16 protein-coding genes are annotated in these 16,639 nt (G+C 64.6%); 1 reads left to right on the top strand and 15 read right to left on the bottom strand.

Features of this window, described 5'->3' with window-relative positions; all coding sequences use genetic code 11:
* Positions 1–25 precede the first annotated feature (25 nt).
* The 13 genes from C0V82_RS10990 to C0V82_RS10930 all read right to left on the bottom strand — a co-directional run bounded on the left by C0V82_RS10990 (position 26) and on the right by C0V82_RS10930 (position 11,758).
* The gene (locus C0V82_RS10990) at positions 26–1,867 is read right to left on the bottom strand and encodes a DUF885 domain-containing protein (protein ID WP_102112383.1); all 1,842 of its coding nucleotides are present in this window, start codon (positions 1,865–1,867) and stop codon (positions 26–28) included.
* A gap of 105 nt (positions 1,868–1,972) precedes the next feature.
* Positions 1,973–2,368, bottom strand: coding sequence for a hypothetical protein (locus tag C0V82_RS10985; protein ID WP_054168611.1), 396 nt, complete (start codon positions 2,366–2,368; stop codon positions 1,973–1,975).
* A 47-nt stretch (positions 2,369–2,415) separates the two neighbouring features.
* Positions 2,416–3,231, bottom strand: coding sequence for a ferritin-like domain-containing protein (locus C0V82_RS10980; protein WP_102113373.1), 816 nt, complete (start codon positions 3,229–3,231; stop codon positions 2,416–2,418).
* Positions 3,232–3,395: 164 nt separating this feature from the next.
* Entirely contained in the window at positions 3,396–3,740 is a 345-nt protein-coding gene (locus C0V82_RS10975) for a HesB/IscA family protein (protein ID WP_102112382.1), read from the bottom strand.
* A 12-nt stretch (positions 3,741–3,752) separates the two neighbouring features.
* The gene (locus C0V82_RS10970) at positions 3,753–4,136 is read right to left on the bottom strand and encodes an SUF system Fe-S cluster assembly protein (RefSeq protein ID WP_102112381.1); all 384 of its coding nucleotides are present in this window, start codon (positions 4,134–4,136) and stop codon (positions 3,753–3,755) included.
* Positions 4,137–4,149: 13 nt separating this feature from the next.
* Positions 4,150–4,632: a Fe-S cluster assembly sulfur transfer protein SufU gene (gene sufU, locus C0V82_RS10965; RefSeq protein WP_102112380.1), complete on the bottom strand. Its 483-nt coding sequence runs from the start codon at positions 4,630–4,632 to the stop codon at positions 4,150–4,152.
* Between the two features lie 11 nt (positions 4,633–4,643).
* Positions 4,644–5,915 (bottom strand): cysteine desulfurase, encoded by a 1,272-nt coding sequence (locus C0V82_RS10960; protein WP_102112379.1) that lies wholly within the window; start codon positions 5,913–5,915, stop codon positions 4,644–4,646.
* Positions 5,915–6,808, bottom strand: coding sequence for a GNAT family N-acetyltransferase (locus tag C0V82_RS10955; protein ID WP_102112378.1), 894 nt, complete (start codon positions 6,806–6,808; stop codon positions 5,915–5,917). The genes C0V82_RS10960 and C0V82_RS10955 overlap by 1 nt, the downstream gene beginning before the upstream one ends.
* Positions 6,809–6,812: 4 nt before the next feature.
* A complete protein-coding gene (gene sufD, locus C0V82_RS10950; protein ID WP_102112377.1) occupies positions 6,813–8,069 on the bottom strand; it encodes a Fe-S cluster assembly protein SufD in 1,257 nt (418 codons plus the stop codon).
* Between the two features lie 3 nt (positions 8,070–8,072).
* Positions 8,073–8,951, bottom strand: a complete 879-nt coding sequence (locus tag C0V82_RS10945; RefSeq protein ID WP_102112376.1) for a hypothetical protein — start codon at positions 8,949–8,951, stop codon at positions 8,073–8,075.
* Between the two features lie 3 nt (positions 8,952–8,954).
* Positions 8,955–9,713, bottom strand: a complete 759-nt coding sequence (gene sufC, locus C0V82_RS10940; RefSeq protein ID WP_425438235.1) for a Fe-S cluster assembly ATPase SufC — start codon at positions 9,711–9,713, stop codon at positions 8,955–8,957.
* A 68-nt stretch (positions 9,714–9,781) separates the two neighbouring features.
* The gene (sufB, locus tag C0V82_RS10935; RefSeq protein ID WP_102112375.1) at positions 9,782–11,263 is read right to left on the bottom strand and encodes a Fe-S cluster assembly protein SufB; all 1,482 of its coding nucleotides are present in this window, start codon (positions 11,261–11,263) and stop codon (positions 9,782–9,784) included.
* A gap of 39 nt (positions 11,264–11,302) precedes the next feature.
* Positions 11,303–11,758, bottom strand: coding sequence for an SUF system Fe-S cluster assembly regulator (locus C0V82_RS10930; RefSeq protein WP_102112374.1), 456 nt, complete (start codon positions 11,756–11,758; stop codon positions 11,303–11,305).
* A gap of 702 nt (positions 11,759–12,460) precedes the next feature.
* On the opposite strand from C0V82_RS10930, the gene aroA reads away from it, so the two are divergent.
* On the top strand, positions 12,461–13,732 hold the full coding sequence (gene aroA / locus C0V82_RS10925) for a 3-phosphoshikimate 1-carboxyvinyltransferase (protein WP_102112373.1): 1,272 nt from the start codon (positions 12,461–12,463) through the stop codon (positions 13,730–13,732).
* Here the strand turns inward: aroA and C0V82_RS10920 are convergent, their stop codons facing one another.
* Positions 13,733–14,797: a BsuBI/PstI family type II restriction endonuclease gene (locus C0V82_RS10920; protein ID WP_102112372.1), complete on the bottom strand. Its 1,065-nt coding sequence runs from the start codon at positions 14,795–14,797 to the stop codon at positions 13,733–13,735.
* Positions 14,797–16,584, bottom strand: coding sequence for an HsdM family class I SAM-dependent methyltransferase (locus C0V82_RS10915; RefSeq protein ID WP_199772396.1), 1,788 nt, complete (start codon positions 16,582–16,584; stop codon positions 14,797–14,799). Before C0V82_RS10915 ends, C0V82_RS10920 begins: the two co-directional genes overlap by 1 nt.
* Positions 16,585–16,639 lie beyond the last annotated feature (55 nt).

Below are 16,639 nucleotides of genomic sequence, written 5' to 3'. Positions count from 1 at the left end.
AGCCGCCCGATCCCATGACCCATGATCAGGCCGCCGCCTTGCGGGTATCGATCCAGCCCTGAACCACTTCCTCCAGGATGGGCAGGGTGACGGCACCATTCGTCAGGACGGCGTCGTGGAAGCCGCGGATGTCGAATTTCGGGCCGAGTTCCGCCTTGGCCTTTTCCCGCAGGTCCAGGATCTTGTTCATCCCGATCTTGTAACCCAGCGCCTGCCCCGGCCAGACGAAGTAGCGGTCGATCTCCGTCCGGTTGTCTGCGATAGGGTTGGCGGTGTTCTCGTCCATCCAGGCAACGGCCTGTTCGCGGGTCCAGCGTTTGTGATGGATGCCGGTATCCAGGACCAGACGGCCCGCGCGGAACAGTTCGGAGATGATGCGCCCCGCCTCCGACAGCGGTTCCTTGTAGAAGCCGTAATCCTTGGCCATGCGTTCAGTATACATGGCCCAGCCTTCGCCATAGGCGGTGTCCCAGGCATATTTACGGAAGGTGGGCAGGCCCTGCACCTCCTGCGCGATGGCGATCTGCATATGGTGGCCTGGCAGTCCCTCATGATGGCACAAAGCCTCCAGATCGTGGCGCGTCTGCACCGACATGTCGTAGAGGTTGGCGTAGAAGACGCCGGGGCGCGTGCCATCGGGGGATGAGGGTTCGTAGAAGGCGCTGGGCGTGGCCTTCTCCCGATACGCCTCCACCGGCTTTACCACCACCTTGGCCTTGGGCAGGGTGCCGAACATTTCCGGCAGGCGGGCCGCCATGTCATCGATATAGCGGGTGGCCGTCGCCAGATATTCCTGGCGGCCGGCATCGGTATCGGGGAAGCGGACCGACGGGTCGGTGCGCACGAAATTGAAGAAATCCTGCACGCTGCCCTTGAAGCCCAGCTTGGACATGGCCTCGCGCAACTCCCCATGCAGGCGGGCGGTTTCGGCCAGACCCAGGGCATGGATCTGGTCGGCATCCATGTCCAGACCGGTATGCAGCTTGATCTGGGCCTTATAGAAATCGGCCCCCTGCGGCAGGGCCCAGACGCCATTGCTGTCCTTCTGCTGTGCTGCCAGTTCGGCGACGGTGGCCAGGAACCGCTCATAGGCGGGCTTCACGCCCTGGATCAGGGCCTTGGTGCCGGCGGCGATCAGAGCCTTCTTCTCACCTGCCGGGATGGTGAGCTTGCCCACCTTCTCCTTCAGGTCGGCCAGCAGCGGGCTGTCTTCCTTGGCGCCCTTCTCAAACGGCGCACCGGAAATGACGTTGCGCGCGGCCTCACTGATGCGGCCAAAGCTGAAGGCGGGGGGCAGGACACCAGCCTTGGCCTCCCGCCGCATATTCTCCGCCGCGATATCGATGACGGCGGCAATGCCCTCCAGCCGCTTCACATAATCGCGGGCATCACCGGGATTGCTGACGGCGTGATAGCCGATCAGGAAGGAGGGGATGTCGGTATGGGCGCCCTGAAGGTGGCTGACGGCATAGCCATGGTGGCGCCAGCGATAGGTGTCGAGTGCCCGCTGCAACTGCCCTTCAAACAGCTTGTACGAAACCCGGGCCGTGGGCGACAGGGCGTTGAGGTCAAAGGCGCGCAGGGCCTTCAGCTGGTCGGCGGTGATTGACAGGTTCAGCTGCCGAAATGCTTCATCCGCCAGGGTCCAGCTGTCATGCGGACCCGGCAGCCCCATGCGCGTGCGCTGTTCCGGGCTGCGGCTCAGTTCATCCTGCCAGCACTTTTCCAGAAAGTCGTTCAGCGCCTTGTCGGCGGGGCTGTCCTGCCCGGCCAGGGCCAGACGGGGCATGATCCCTTCCAGCGCCAGGGCGGTGGCGGACAGGGCGAACAGGCCAGAAAGGGCGGTGCGGCGGGTGACGGCGGGCATAATGGCTCCGGTTATCGGGCTGGATTGCTGACCGCCATCCTACCTTTTCACGCCATCGGGCCAAGACATGCATTGTAAACAGGCTGTAACGATCCGCAGCGTCGTTCAGTTGGGGCGACTGGGGCGGCCCTGGACCGTATCGCTGCTGGGGCTACGCATCACGCTTTTGCCGCCGTCAGGATTGGGTGTGTCGGTCATGCGGTCCAGGCGGCGGTTAGGGGCATCTGGATCGCCGAAAATCTTGCGCAGGCGATCATATTCCTTACGGTGATTTTCCCATTCTTCCTGAAAGCTGGGTTCATTGCGCCGGCCATTGACGATGATCTCCTCCTCCATGGGAGGTTGCTCTTTGGCTTGAGCCGGCTGTGGCTGTGCGGTTTGTGCCTTTACGGCAATCGCCGTCATCAGCAGGAACAGCACGGCGCACAGCGCCAACAGCCCCGCCTCCAGCATGATCCGCATGGTATCCCGCCCCTGATCAACCACCCTGCGGTGCAGCATGTCACAGACCTGTTTGTATGAACATAGTTCAAAAGCAATAGGGGGGATCAATTCGCGGCCAGCGGTTCGTACCAATCCGATGGCAGCCCGGCCAGATCGCGTGACATTCCGTTGAAGGGGCGTTTCAACTCGCCCTTGAAATGGGTGCGGACCAGATGCTGCCACCAGGGGCCGGCCTCCTGCCCCATGGTCTGTGCTGCCACCTGGAACCAGCGGCGGCCCGTGGCGACATGCCCAACCTCATCGCGCAGAATGATGTGCAGCACGGCCACGCTTTCGGCGTCGCCAGCTTTGGTCAGGCTGTCGATGATAGCGGGCGTGACGTCCAGGCCACGTGCCTCCAGCACCATTGGCACCACGGCCAGCCGAGCTGCCAGATCATGCGCCGTCGCTTCCGATGCCTGCCACAGCCCATCATGGGCCGGCAGGTCGCCGTAAGCAGCGCCCAAGCTGGCCAGACGGTCGGCCACCAGGGTGAAATGCAACGCCTCCTCATCCGCGACACGCAGCCAATCGGTGTGGAAGTCGATGGGTAGGGGCGTGCCGTCGGGCAGATGCTGAAACCGGGCCAGGATGTCCCAGGCCAGATCAATGGCATTCAGTTCGATATGGGCAATGGCATGCAGCAGGGCGATGCGGTTGGCGGCCGATTGGCCCTTGCCACGCTTGGGCATGTCCTTGGGGTGACACAGTGCCGGCTTGGCCGGGCGGGCGGGCCGGGCGGGCGGGGTTGCGTGGCCCAGCTCGGTGATAGTGCCCTCGCGCCACGCGGCAGCGAAAGCGCGGGACAGCCGGGCTTTTTCGAGTGCGTCGGCGGTCGTCAGAACGGTGACCGCGGCGGCGGACAGGGTGGGGGGAAGCATGGGATCAAATCCATCGGACCCTTTACGCGTCATCCCGGCGAAAGCCGGGACCCAGGGGCCACAAGATCAAATGTCGGGGCAGCGCCCAGAAGCGCAGTTGAAAGGTCGGGCGCTTGGCCCCTGGGTCCCGGCTTTCGCCGGGATGACGAACGGGGGGACTTCCCTTACACCGAAAAACTCTCCCCACAGCCGCACCGCGCCTTCTCGTTGGGGTTCTTGAAGGTGAAGCCGGACTGGAACTTGTCTTCGGCATAGTCCATTTCACTGCCGATCAGGAACATGGTGGCGGCGGGGTCGATCAGGATGGTGACGCCCTTATCCTCCACCACCTCTTCGAACTTCTTCTTTTCCTCGGCATACTCCACGAAGTAGGACATGCCGGAACAGCCGCGCGTCTTCACGCCCACGCGCAGGCCGATGATGGGCTTGTCCGACCGGGACATCAGTTCCTTGACGCGCTCGGCCGCCGCGTCGGTCAGGGTCAGGGCCTTGGGCAATGCACGGGCCATCTGCGCCTCCTCTTAAAACATGTTGAGCGCAATGCGGGCATCGTCGCTCATGCGGGATGGGTCCCAGGCGGGTTCCCAGATCAGTTCGACATGGACGCTGGCCACGCCTTCGACGGCGGCCACCACCTGCTGCACCTGGCCCGGCATCTCACCGGCCACCGGGCAAGCAGGGGCCGTCAGGGTCATGTCGATTTCGACATCGCCGTCACCATCGACGTCGCAGCGGTAGATCAGCCCCAACTCATAGATGTTCACCGGAATTTCCGGGTCATAGACGGTGCGCAACGCCTCCACCACCCGATCATAAAGCGGGGCGTCGGCGGGCAGCTTTTCATCCGCCGGGATGTCCACAGGGCTGCCCATGGAGACGTCGGGGGCGATGGGGCGGTGGCTCATGATCAATGTCCGCTCAGAAGGACGCGTTTTCGGTGGAAGTCGTCGCCTCGCCATGCAGCGCGGCATTCATCGTGTGCCAGGCCAGCGTGGCGCATTTCACCCGCATGGGGAATTCGCGCACGCCCGACAGGACGGCCAGCTTGTCCGTGGCATCCTCGTCCAGGGTGCCATGGTCGCCCTGCTCATCCTCATCCTTGGTGCACATGTCGTGGAAATAGCCGAACAGGGCCTCGGCCTCTTTCATCGACTTGCCACGCAGGATCTCGGTCATCAGGCTGGCGCTGGCCTGACTGATGGCGCAACCGCGCCCGTCGAAATGCAGGTCCTGGATGGTGCCATCGTCGCCGACGGTCAGGTAAATGGCGATCTTGTCCCCGCACATGGGGTTATCCCCGCGTGCCTGACGGTTAAAGGCGTCGGGCCTGCCGAAGTTCCTTGGGTTCTTGCCATGGTCCAGGATCACTTCCTGGTACAGGTCACGAAGGTCATCAAACATCTTTTGCCGCCTTACCCAAAGAACGCTTTGCAGGCCTGGACCGCCTCTACCAGCGCATCGACCTCCGCCTCGGTATTATACAGGCCAAAGCTGGCCCGCGCCGTGGCCCCCACCCCGAACCGGTCCATCAGCGGTTCGGCGCAATGCCTTCCCACCCGGACCGCCACCCCGCCGCGGTCCAGCAGGGTGCCGATATCGTGGGGATGGATGCCGTCCATGGTGAAGCTGATGATGGCCGCCTTGTCAGGTGCCGTGCCGATGATGCGCAGGCCGTCGATCTCCGACAGCTTGTGCGTGGCATAGGCCAGCAGACGTTGTTCATGGGCCTGAATGGCGCTCATGCCCAGGGCCGAGACATAATCAATGGCGGCCCCCAGACCGATCCCTTCCACGATGGCAGGCGTTCCAGCCTCGAACCGGTACGGCGCCTCGCGATAGGTGGTGTTCTCGAAGCTGACGGTGCTGATCATGTCGCCGCCGCCCTGCCAGGGGGGCATCTTGTCCAGCAGTTCCTTGCGCCCATACAGCACGCCGATGCCGGTGGGGCCGTAGAGCTTATGGCCCGTGAAGACATAGAAATCGGCGTCGATGGCCTGCACATCCACGGGCTGATGTACGGCGGCCTGGCTGCCGTCAAATGCGACCAGGATGCCCTTGGCATGGGCCAGCCGGGCGATGCGGGCGGCGGGGTTGACGGTACCCAGCACATTGCTGGCATGGGCGATGGAGACCAGCCTCACCTCTGGCGTCAGCATCGCTTCATAAGCGGCCATGTCGAGCGAGCCATCATCCAGCACCGGCACGACCTTGATCGTAATGCCGATACGGTCGCGCAGAAGCTGCCAAGGCACGATATTGGCGTGATGTTCCATCCAGGAGATGATGACGGCATCACCTGCCTTCAGGAACCGCCCGCCCCAGCTGTTGGCCAGCAGGTTGAACGCCTCTGTGGCGTTGCGGGTGAAGACGATGTTCTCCCGGCTTGGCGCGTTCAGGAACTTCGCCACCTTGTCGCGCACTGCCTCATACAGGTCGGTGGAACGCTGGGACAGGAAATGCACGCCGCGATGCACGTTGGCGTAGTCGTTTTCCAGCAGGTGCGACATGGCGTCGATCACGGTGCGCGGCTTCTGCGCGGACGCACCATTATCCAGATAGACCAGGGGCTTGCCGGCACGGCCCTTTTTCTCATGCACCAGACGGGTCAGGATCGGGAAATCCTGCCGCACGCGCATGACGTCATAGGGGGCATTGCCCAGAGTCGGGTTCAACAGATCAGACATTATTCATCCCCGATGGCCCGCCGCAACCAGTCGCGGCCCTGGCCCAGAAGGTAATTTTCCACCCGCATGCGGCGGGCGTAACCAAGGTGCAGGAAAAAGCCCGGGCATTGGTAATCCATGGGCATCACCGTGGCCCAGCGGCACCCGGCCTCTGCCCCCAGCCGTTCCAGCTCCATCAGCACCTGTCGCCCCACGCCCTTGCCGCGCCAGAGCGGCACCACGGCCAGATCGACCAGGGTCAGATAGGCCCCATCCAGCACGGCCAGCCCCGCCGCCACCCGCACCCCACCGCCATCCACGGCTTCCACCGTCAGTTCGGTATAGGGGTCGGGGATGGTCAGGTACCAATGCGCGTCCAGGCCGTTTTCCACAGCCTGAACGTCCGCCGGATCGGGCGATTCAGCCCGGTGCAGATACAGCCCCGCCGGCAGCGGCAATGCCGGGGCGGTGGACAGCCGCATCTTGCTGAAATAATGCCGGTCATGGCCCCAGGTGAAATCGGCGAAAACGCCCTGGCTTTCAAAGCCGTAGCGCGGATAGAAGTCCGGCCCCTGGAAACCCATGGTCGATAGGTAAAGCCGGCTGGCACCCGCCGCGACCGCCGCGTTTTCCGCCGCGCGCAGCAAGGCTGCCCCCAGCCCCTGCCCGCGCCAGGGCGCGTCCACCCACAGCACATGCATATAGGCATCAGGTCCATAGAGCCAGACAACGGCCCCCGCCTGAATCACCCCACCCATATCGCGGATGAACAGGCCTAGCGGCTTGCGATCCATGCCCAGCGCCGCGCGTTCCGCGACCATCGCCCGCTCATGCAGCCAGGCCATGACATCTGCATCCGCCGGGTGGCGGCGATACAAAGTCAGGGTCTGGCGGCGGGACAGGCTGTCGGGCATCAGATCAGCGGGCCCCCATCCAGGCTTCGGCACGGGCACGGAAATATGCCCGCACCGTCTCGTCGATGATCTCTTCCAGAGCCTCGTCCAGGAAGGCGCCGATCAGCAGTACGCGGGCTGCATCGCGGGAAATGCCACGGGCGCGCAGATAGAACATCTGGTTCTCGTCCAGTTCCCCGGCGGTCGCGCCGTGGCTGCACTTCACGTCGTCGGCGTAAATCTCCAGTTCCGGCTTGGAATTGATCTCCGCATTGTCGGACAGCAGCAGGGCGCGGTTCAACTGATAGCCGTCGGTCTTCTGCGCGTCGGGACGCACCACGATCTTGCCCTGGAAGACCGCGCGGGCCGACCCGTCGATCACGCCCTTCACCACCTCACGGCTGGTGCAGTGGGGCTTGGCATGGTCGATCAGGGTGGTGATGTCGCTGACCTGATTGCCGGTGATGGCATAGGCGCCGGAGACCCGCGCCTCGATCCCCGTACCGTCCAGCACCTGCCGCGCCTCATGCCGGGCCAGCCGCGCGCCAAGGTTCAGGACGAACGTGTCATAGACGGCATCCTGGGCCAGATGGGTGGACACGTTGGCCAGATGCCAGGCCTCCAGCCCTTCGGCCTGCAATTTGTAATGATGCAGGCGGGCACTGGCACCCACGCTGACATCGGCCACGATATTACTGATATAGGCGCCGGCATTGGCGCCGACATGATGTTCCACCACCGTCGCCTCGGCCCCGTCGGCAATGTCGATGGTAATGCGAGGGTTCCACAGGGCGGCCTTGTCCCCGCTGGTCGCGGCGATGAAGACCAGTTCCACGGGGCTGGCCAGCGTCACACCGGCAGCCACGCGCAGGGCCGCACCGTGGGATGACAGGGCGCTGTTCAGGGCGCGGAAGGGGCCGTCGCCGGCCACGGGCGCGGTTTCACCCGTCAGCGCTGTCAGCACCACACCGTCAGGCAGGTCGCCCACGCGCGACAGGTCGGCCCGGTACTGCCCGGCCACAAACACCAGACGCGGGGCCGGGGTGTCCAGGGCGGTCGGGATGGCATCCACGGTTACGGTCGCGGCATCCGGGGCGGGGCCCAGGGTGAGCTTGTCCAGACCGCGCAGGTTGGTGAATTTCCAGGCTTCAGCCCGTGTGCTGGGCAGGCCCGCCTTGGCGAACCGGTCCAGGCCATCGGCGCGCGGGCCGACCAGGGCGGGGGCCAGTGCCACCACCTGTTCCACGAAATTCCGGGCCGTCTGGTTCTGTTCGTCGCGCATGGTTCAAAGCTTCATGTCGTAGAAGTTCATGTTCAGGCCCGGCACGTCATATTCGGCAAGGCCGAAACGCTGGAACCCGTGCAGCGGATAGAATTGGGGCGCCTGGCAATCCATCGTTTCCACCGCCGCCCGCGTGCAGCCCAGCCTGCGCCCCTCATCCAGGGCGGCGGCCAGCATGGCGTAACCAGTGCCGGTCCCGCGCAGGCTGTCCTCCAGCCAGACCATGTCGACCATGAAGTCGCTATCCACGGCATAGCAAAGGGCGGCCCCGCGCGGGGCGTTGGTCACGATATCGCGGACGTAAGCCGCCACCAGTTTCACGGGCGAGCCCAGCAGGCCCTGCCGGCGGGCATCGGTGATGCGCCAGATTTCCTTGGCCAGATGGCGGGGCGGCGGTTCGTGGATGGCCAGGGCAAATCCGGCGGGCGTGGTCGCCTCCCCCTTGCTGATCCGCCTTTCCAGGATGGTGAAGACACCCCCCCGAATATGCGGACCGATCACTTGGCGTACCGCATAACCGGCGGCCAGATAGGGTGCGGTGTCATCATGCGCGCGCACGATCATGATGAAACGGTCGACATCCCGGCGGGCCAGTTCAGCCTCTGTCCGCGCCAGCACGGCGGCGATGGCCGGGCCGGGATCGATGCCGGGAACGGTCCAGACACCCCAGAAGCAATAGGCGTCGCGTCCCCATTGGGTCAGCGACAGGCCCGCCTGCGGCGCCCCCGTCTCTCCATCGCCCGCCACCGTGACGAACCGGCCCTGGGCCGGCGGCAGGGTCGCGGCGTTGTAGGCCATCAGCCCGCCCAGCACGATATCCGCGTCCGGTCCCGTGACCGGCACGTCATATTCGATGCTGATGCGCACAGCGGGGGCGGTCATGGATCAGGCTGCCTCGGTTACGCCAAACTCGGCATAGCCCTTGGCTTCCAGCTCTAGCGCCAGATCCTTGCCCCCCGACTTCACGATGCGGCCATTGGCCAGCACATGCACCACGTCGGGTACGATGTAGTCCAGCAGACGCTGATAGTGGGTGATGACCAGCATGCCGCGTTCAGGCCCGCGCAGACGGTTCACGCCTTCGGCCACGATCTTCAGCGCATCGATATCCAGACCGCTGTCGGTCTCGTCCAGGATGGCCAGCTTCGGCTGAAGCACGGCCATTTGCAGCGCTTCGTTGCGCTTCTTCTCGCCCCCGGAGAAGCCGACATTGACGGCGCGCTTGATCATGTCGTCGTTCATCGACAGATCCTTGGCCTTGGCCCGGATCAGCTTCAGGAACTGCATGGCGTCCAGCGGCGTCTCCCCGCGCGTCTTGCGGATGGCATTCAACGCTTCCTTCAGGAAGGTGGTGTTGGACACGCCGGGAATTTCGACCGGGTATTGGAAGGCTAGGAACAGGCCGGCTGCGGCCCGCTCCTCAATCTCCATGGACAGCAGGTCCTGGCCGTTGAAGGTGACGGACCCCTCGGTGATCTCATAGCCTTCACGGCCCGCCAGCACATAGGACAGCGTGCTCTTGCCCGCGCCATTGGGGCCCATGATGGCATGCACCTCACCGGCATTGATGGTCAGATCGATCCCCTTCAGGATCGCCTTGCCATCCACAGTGGCGTGCAGGTTCTTGATTTCGATCAGGGACATTTGCTGCTCCAACTCAAATCTCATCGCGGAAGGGCTGGGCCTTCCCGCGTCATCTCTTCATCCGGGGCTTAGCCCACCGAGCCCTCAAGGCTGATCGCCACCAGCTTCTGGGCTTCCACGGCGAATTCCATGGGCAGTTCCTTCAGCACTTCCTTACAGAAGCCGTTCACGATCAGGCCGACCGCGTCTTCTTCTTTCAGGCCGCGCTGTTGGCAGTAGAACAGCTGGTCTTCGGAGATCTTGGCCGTCGTCGCCTCATGCTCCACCCGCGCGGTGCGATTGCGGCTTTCGATATAAGGCACGGTATGCGCCCCGCACTTGTCGCCGATCAGCAGGCTGTCGCACTGGGTGAAGTTACGGGCGTTCTGGGCCTTGGGCAGGATGCGGACCAGGCCGCGATAGGTGTTTTGGGCGCGGCCGGCGGAGATACCTTTGGAGATGATGGTTGACCGGGTGTTCTTCCCGATATGGATCATCTTAGTGCCGGTATCAGCCTGCTGCATATTGTTGGTGATGGCGACGGAATAGAACTCGCCCACCGAATTGTCACCCTGCAGGATGCAGCTCGGGTATTTCCAGGTGATGGCCGAACCGGTCTCAACTTGAGTCCAGCTTACCTTGGAATTACGACCGCGGCAGGCGGCGCGTTTGGTCACGAAATTATAGATACCGCCCTTGCCATTCTCATCGCCCGGATACCAGTTCTGGACGGTGCTGTACTTGATGGTCGCGTCATCCAGGGCCACCAGCTCCACCACGGCGGCATGCAACTGGTTCTCGTCCCGCTGCGGGGCTGTGCAGCCCTCAAGGTAAGAAACGTAGCTGCCTTCGTCGGCGATGATCAGCGTGCGCTCGAACTGTCCTGTATTCTTCGCGTTGATGCGGAAATAGGTGGACAGTTCCATGGGGCAGCGAACGCCCTTGGGGATATAGACGAAGCTGCCATCGGTGAAGACGGCGCAGTTCAGGGTCGCGAAGTAATTGTCGGAATAGGGGACCACGGTACCCAGATACTGGCGCACCAGATCGGGATGGGTCTTCACCGCCTCCGAGATGGAACAGAAGACGATGCCCTTTTCCTCCAGCTTTTTCTTGAAGGTGGTGGCCACGGAGACCGAATCGAACACGGCATCGACCGCGATGGACGGGCTGTCGCCCGCGCCTTCAACGCCCGCCAGGATAGCCTGTTCCTTCAGCGGAATGCCCAGCTTCTCATAGGTCTTCAGCAGCTCGGGATCGACCTCGTCCAGCGACTTCGGCCCTGCCGTCGTCTTGGGCGCTGAGTAGTAATAGCTGTCCTGATAATCGATGGGCGGGTAGTGCAGCTTAGCCCAGTCCGGCTCTTCCATGGTCAGCCAGTGGCGATAGGCCTTGAGGCGCCATTCCAGAAGCCATTCCGGCTCCCCTTTCTTAGCGGAGATGAAACGGACGATGTCTTCGGACAGGCCCTTGGGCGCGGTTTCCGACTCGATATCGGTGAAGAAGCCGTATTTGTACTTCCCCTCCGCCAGGTTTTTGACCTGTTCGATCGTCTGTTCAGTGGCGGCCATATCCGTCGCTCCCCTTCAAACCCCTCAACCCCAGCCCGTTCAACCGGCCAGCACAGCGCGGGGCGCCGGCTCACGCTCGAAATCGAACAAAGCGGGGGTGGCCATGTCGGCCAACGTCACATCCTCCAGCGCGCGGCGCACGGCGCTGTTCACCTTTTCCCAATGGTTCTTGCGGGAGCACAGGCTCTGCACCCCGCAACCGCCGGAACCACCATCGACACAGTCGGTGAGCGCAATCGGCCCCTCGATCGCTTCGATGATATGCACCACATTGATCCGGTCCGGCATGCGCGACAGGCTGTAGCCGCCCGCCGCCCCTCGGTGCGATTGCAGAAGGTCACCCCGCGCCAGCAGCTTCAACAGCTTCTGCACCGTCGGCATGGGCAGGCCCGTGCGGTCGGCCAGGGAATTGGCCGTGTGCAGCGCGCTGTCGGCATGCGCCAGGGTGGTCAGGACCACCACGGCGTAATCCGTCATCTTGCTGAGCCGCAGCATGGGCGTTGCGAACCTTTCTCAATACAGGACCAATTTAGTACCGATTAAGTGAGCCGGTCGGGGTCGGGTGTCAAGCATTCCGCCCCCACCCCTCGGCACGGGTGGCATGCATCCGTTAAGATAGCCATGCGGTGAGCGGGATTTTACCGCCCCGCACCATGCCCCATTGGGCGTTGTCACCCTCGTCCGACGGGCGCACCATTCTTTTCATGACGGGGGCATTAAGGACCAATCCCCGCCAAAACCGACCGACCCGGGCGACGGGCGGCCGGAAAATCGGCCGGATTTATCGCGGCGAAGCCCCCGCCCTTGTGCGGTTTTATGTGGCTTGTGCCCATCCGGCTGAAGCCGAGAGGCTATCGAGAAATGGCGGACCGTCTCCTGGTTGGGACGGCCCGCCATTTTCGCATTGGGGGGAAGTTTGCAGTTTGCATCCCCTATCGTCATCCCGGCGAAAGCCGGGACCCAGGGGCCTCAAGCTCAACCCTGTCCTCCTGCTCCGCGTGCCGCGGCACAGCCGTCGGGCGCTTGGCCCTTGGGTCCCGGCTTTCGCCGGGATGACGACGAAGAGCGGGAGTAGCTGATCAACGCTCCCGCCCTGCGCCCCACGCACATCGCCCCCGGTGGCAAAGAGGTTTTCTGTCTACCCGCCTGCTTGGTAGGGTCGCCGCCTGTTCTGTGCGGTCTGGCAAGGGGGATGCGATGGTGACGGCGACGGGCGTGGCGGCAGTAACGGTCATTCCGCCGACCCATCCCCTGACAGGCCGCGTGGTGCCGCCGGGATCGAAATCCATCACCAACCGCGCCCTGCTGCTGGCGGCCCTCGCAAAGGGTACCAGCCGCCTGACCGGCGCGCTGAAAAGCGATGACACCCGGCACATGGCCAATGCCCTGCGGCATATGGGTGTCACCGTCGATGAACCCGACGCCACGACCTTCATCGTGACCAGCAGCGGGCGGCTGGCGGCCCCCGCTGGGCCGTTGTTCCTGGGCAATGCCGGCACGGCCACCCGTTTCCTGACCGCCGCTGTCGCCACGGTCGATGGCACCGTGGTGGTGGACGGGGATGAGCATATGCGCAAGCGGCCCATCGCCCCGCTGGTCAAGGCGCTGACGGCGCTGGGCGTCGATCTGGAGGCGCCAACTGGCTGCCCCCCCGTTACCGTGCGCGGCAAGGGCGCGCTGGCGCCGGGGCGGGTCGAGATCGATGCCGGCCTGTCCAGCCAATATGTCAGCGCCATCCTGATGGCGGCGGCCTGTTCCAGTGGCCCCATCGACATCGCCCTGACGGGCAGTGACATCGGCGCGCGCGGCTATATCGACCTGACTTTGGCGGCCATGCGCGCCTTTGGCGCCGTAGTGGAACAGCAGGATGCCGCCACTTGGCGCGTGCTGCCCACCGGGTACAAGGCCGCCGATTACGTCATCGAACCCGATGCGTCAGCGGCGACTTACCTTTGGGCGGCAGAGGTGTTGACGGGGGGGCGTATCGACCTGGGTGTGCCGTCGGATGCCTTCACGCAGCCCGACGCCTGTGCCCAAGCCGTGATCGCGCAGTTCCCCAATATGCCGGCGGTCATTGACGGGTCACAGATGCAGGATGCCGTGCCGACCCTGGCGGTATTGGCTGCGTTCAACAATCATCCGGTACGCTTTGTCGGCATCGCCAATCTACGCGTCAAGGAATGTGACCGCACCCGCGCACTCTCCACCGAACTGGCCAAGATCCGCCCGGGTCTTGCCTGGGAGGAAGGCGATGATCTGATCGTGGCTGCCGATCCGGCCCTGGCCGGCCAGACCCTGGCCACCGATATCCACACCTATGCCGACCACCGCATCGCCATGTCCTTTGCGCTGGCCGGGCTGAAGATCCATGGTATCACCATCCTGGACCCCGGCTGTGTCGCCAAGACCTATCCCGGCTATTGGGATGCGCTACGGTCGCTGGGCATGGAACTGGTGGCAAGGGCCTGATCAACCCATCCCCTGCAACGGCCCCGGCTCGGCCAGCAGGCGGACAAGGCGTTCGGGTTCGGACGCGAACCAGACATGGCTGCCCCAGGCCAGGGAGGGCAGGGCCTTCTTCACCTCTGCCCGGTCGCGGTCCAGGAAGGCGGTGACGCAGGCCACGCGCGACGGGTCAAAGCCACCCTCGGCGGCTATACCCAGGAAGGCTTGCGCCCGCTGTTCGGTGACGGGCCCGTCGGTTGCCACCACCTCCACGAAGACCAGCTTCAGGTCGGCGGCGCTGTGCCCCCGGTCCAGCAGGATAATGTCGGGCAGGGTGCGGTCGGGCGTGATGCGCAGGCGCAGCCGCTTGATCCAGCCCTCATCGCGCGCCGCCACCTTGGCCGCACTTTCCGACAGCCACAGCACCACGGGATCGGTCAGGAACCGGGGCGCGAACTGTTCTACCACGGACTGCGCGATACGGCTGCTGGGACCCGGCGCCAGCAACCGCGTCTCCCCATTGGGAAAGCGCACTAGGATATCGCCCCCGTCCCGGTCGGTGGAGCCGCGCAAGGACACGATGCGGGCCAGCGCCATGGGGTTCAAGGTCGCATCGGCCCACCCCTTGGCCGCTCTCACCAGCGCCTCACCCTGCAAACCGGGATCGAACAGGGCGGCGAAGGGGGCGGCCAGGGCATAGCGCGGCTTGGACGATGTCGTGGGCACACCCGCCCGTTCGATGACGGCACCATTGGGGATCAGTCCCTGGCGTATAACCTCGTCCCGCACCTGTTCGCGGCTGTTATCCTGATACCAGCGCTCACCGGTCGCGCGCGGGGCCTTGGCATAATCGGCGCGGGATGTGGGGTCGGCGTTGAACAGCATGCGCGTATCGCCCAGCCGCACCACATGCACCGGGTTCAGCCAGATATCCGCCCCCTCCACCGCGCCGATATAGAGAAAGGCCGCGACAGTGGCGGCTGCCGCGTCGCGCACGCATTTATCCCGCTCCGGCGTGCCTTCCGGGAAAATCAGGCGCAGGCGGCGGGCCACCTCCGCCCTCTCCAGCAACGGCGGCAAGGGATGCATCAGGAAATCCCGTACAGGCGATCAGCGGCCTGATCCAGCCGCTCACGCGTAGCACCCGCCGCCACCAGTGCTGTCAGTTCCTTCAATGCCGCCGGGTGCGGCAGGGGCATGGCCTCCAACTCATAGGCCGATACGGCGACAGAGCCGGAGATGCAGCGGAAGGCCCGGTCGGCGGCACGGCTGTTCAGGAAGGCGGCCAGAACGGCGGGCGGCACGATGGGCGGGGTGTCATCCAGCGGCAGCAGCATGTTCAGGTGGTTTTCCACCGTCACGCCACGCGGATGTTTGGCCAGGAAGGAGAGGGGCATTTCGGCGGCGATCAGGCGGCGTGCCTGTTCCTTGGCCGTCGTCCGCTGTAACAGCACGCAGGGCCGGCGGGTCAGCAGCCAGTCATCGCCCTTTACCGCCGGATGGAACCAGGGTTTATGATTGGACTTCTCACAGCGATAGGTGAAGCGGCCATCGGGCGTGACGGATTCGGCCCAGACCAGGGGCACGGCACCCTTGCCCGGCTTGTCGGCGATCTGAGGCTTGTACCGGTTCCAGACCAGGGGGCCGGTGGCGACACGGTAACCCCAGTCGCGCAGCCGGCTATCCAGGCTGCGCAACCGGGTCGCCAACCCCGTCTCACTGGCATGACGCGGCAGGATCCAGGGGGCGGTCGGTTCATCGGGCAGGGTGAAGGAACCTGACGGCAGGATGGTCAGGCCATCGCCGCCACTGCCGGCCCGGATCATGTTGACCAAGGCGCGGTCGGGCCGCTTCTTCTTCGGCCCCATCCGGCGGTATGTCGCCAGCACCGTCTCTTGCAGGACATTGTCGAACACGCCCTTGCGTTCATCGACGAAGTCCAGCGACAGGGGCGGGGCCAGATCGGACAGGGTGCGGCGCAGATGCTTGAAATAATCCCCGGCCAGGAAGGAGGAGGGGGTCAGGAAGGCGATCAGCCCGCCCGGCACGGTCCAGCGCACAGCCTGATCCATGAACAGGGCATAGAGATTGGCATGGCCATACAGGCTGCGCGCGAACCGCGCGCGCAAATCCGGGGCCAGGGTCAGGCGACCATAGGGCGGGTTGCCGATTACCAGATCAAACTCTGCCGCCGCTGACACCGACAGCGCATCGGCATGCCGACAGGGCGACAGACGCTTGCCCCCCGCCCGGATCAGGGGGGCCAGGGCCGCCTCCACCATCACACAGGATATCCAGGCGGCGACAGGGTCCAGTTCCAGCCCACGCAGGCGGTTAGCGATGGAACGCAGGGCCAGCGCCGGCTCCACGCCCTTCAGGGCCTTGGCCATGCGCAGAGCAATAGGTACCAGGAAGGCACCGCAGCCAGCGGCAGGGTCCAGCACGCGGGCGTCGGCCCAATTGACCCTACCGCCATCGGCCAGATCGACAAGACGGGCGGCCAGGGCAGGCGGCGTGTAATAAACACCGTGGCGTGCCCGTTCGTCGGACGGCATCAGGCCGGCATGTAAAGCACCGATCCGGTCCGCGACATCCGCCACGGGTAGCGGTGCCAGGCTTTCGCCATAGGCCCGGGCGGCGGCAGCAACGTCCGCCCCCAGGCTGGGCGGGGTCTTGGTGACGGGGGGCGGGGAAAGGTCCAAGCCCGTCTCCAGCGCCTGCCACCAGCCGCGCACCACCAGCTGCACCAGGGCCGCCTCCTGGCGGCGCTGCTGCGCCGACAGCGACGCGACGGCAGCCAACAGCAACGCCCCCGGTTCGGGGGCGTCGGTGGGGGCCGGCTTCATCGCGGCGGGCGGGGTCGGGCGGCGGGACAAGGGGGCGTTGGGGACGGTTCAGGTTCCAGATGTTCCATGATCGTTCAGGGTCCGG

Origin of the sequence: Niveispirillum cyanobacteriorum, assembly GCF_002868735.1 — a bacterium.
In the GTDB taxonomy this organism is placed as follows: Bacteria; Pseudomonadota; Alphaproteobacteria; order Azospirillales; family Azospirillaceae; genus Niveispirillum; species Niveispirillum cyanobacteriorum.
This window is presented reverse-complemented; position numbering and strand designations above follow the sequence as displayed.

What these genes read in the sequence shown, in the direction of transcription:
- C0V82_RS10955 (WP_102112378.1), bottom strand. Translation starts at nt 6,808, where the DNA reads ATGCCCGACAGCCTGTCCCGCCGCCAGACCCTGACTTTGTATCGCCGC.
- C0V82_RS10920 (WP_102112372.1), bottom strand. Translation starts at nt 14,797, where the DNA reads ATGCATCCCTTGCCGCCGTTGCTGGAGAGGGCGGAGGTGGCCCGCCGC.
- C0V82_RS10980 (WP_102113373.1), bottom strand. Translation starts at nt 3,231, where the DNA reads ATGCTTCCCCCCACCCTGTCCGCCGCCGCGGTCACCGTTCTGACGACC.
- sufB (WP_102112375.1), bottom strand. Translation starts at nt 11,263, where the DNA reads ATGGCCGCCACTGAACAGACGATCGAACAGGTCAAAAACCTGGCGGAG.
- sufC (WP_425438235.1), bottom strand. Translation starts at nt 9,713, where the DNA reads ATGTCCCTGATCGAAATCAAGAACCTGCACGCCACTGTGGATGGCAAG.
- C0V82_RS10945 (WP_102112376.1), bottom strand. Translation starts at nt 8,951, where the DNA reads ATGACCGCCCCCGCTGTGCGCATCAGCATCGAATATGACGTGCCGGTC.
- C0V82_RS10960 (WP_102112379.1), bottom strand. Translation starts at nt 5,915, where the DNA reads ATGTCTGATCTGTTGAACCCGACTCTGGGCAATGCCCCCTATGACGTC.
- C0V82_RS10975 (WP_102112382.1), bottom strand. Translation starts at nt 3,740, where the DNA reads ATGGCCCGTGCATTGCCCAAGGCCCTGACCCTGACCGACGCGGCGGCC.
- C0V82_RS10985 (WP_054168611.1), bottom strand. Translation starts at nt 2,368, where the DNA reads ATGCTGCACCGCAGGGTGGTTGATCAGGGGCGGGATACCATGCGGATC.
- sufD (WP_102112377.1), bottom strand. Translation starts at nt 8,069, where the DNA reads ATGCGCGACGAACAGAACCAGACGGCCCGGAATTTCGTGGAACAGGTG.
- sufU (WP_102112380.1), bottom strand. Translation starts at nt 4,632, where the DNA reads ATGTTTGATGACCTTCGTGACCTGTACCAGGAAGTGATCCTGGACCAT.
- aroA (WP_102112373.1), top strand. Translation starts at nt 12,461, where the DNA reads ATGGTGACGGCGACGGGCGTGGCGGCAGTAACGGTCATTCCGCCGACC.
- C0V82_RS10970 (WP_102112381.1), bottom strand. Translation starts at nt 4,136, where the DNA reads ATGAGCCACCGCCCCATCGCCCCCGACGTCTCCATGGGCAGCCCTGTG.
- C0V82_RS10930 (WP_102112374.1), bottom strand. Translation starts at nt 11,758, where the DNA reads ATGCTGCGGCTCAGCAAGATGACGGATTACGCCGTGGTGGTCCTGACC.
- C0V82_RS10990 (WP_102112383.1), bottom strand. Translation starts at nt 1,867, where the DNA reads ATGCCCGCCGTCACCCGCCGCACCGCCCTTTCTGGCCTGTTCGCCCTG.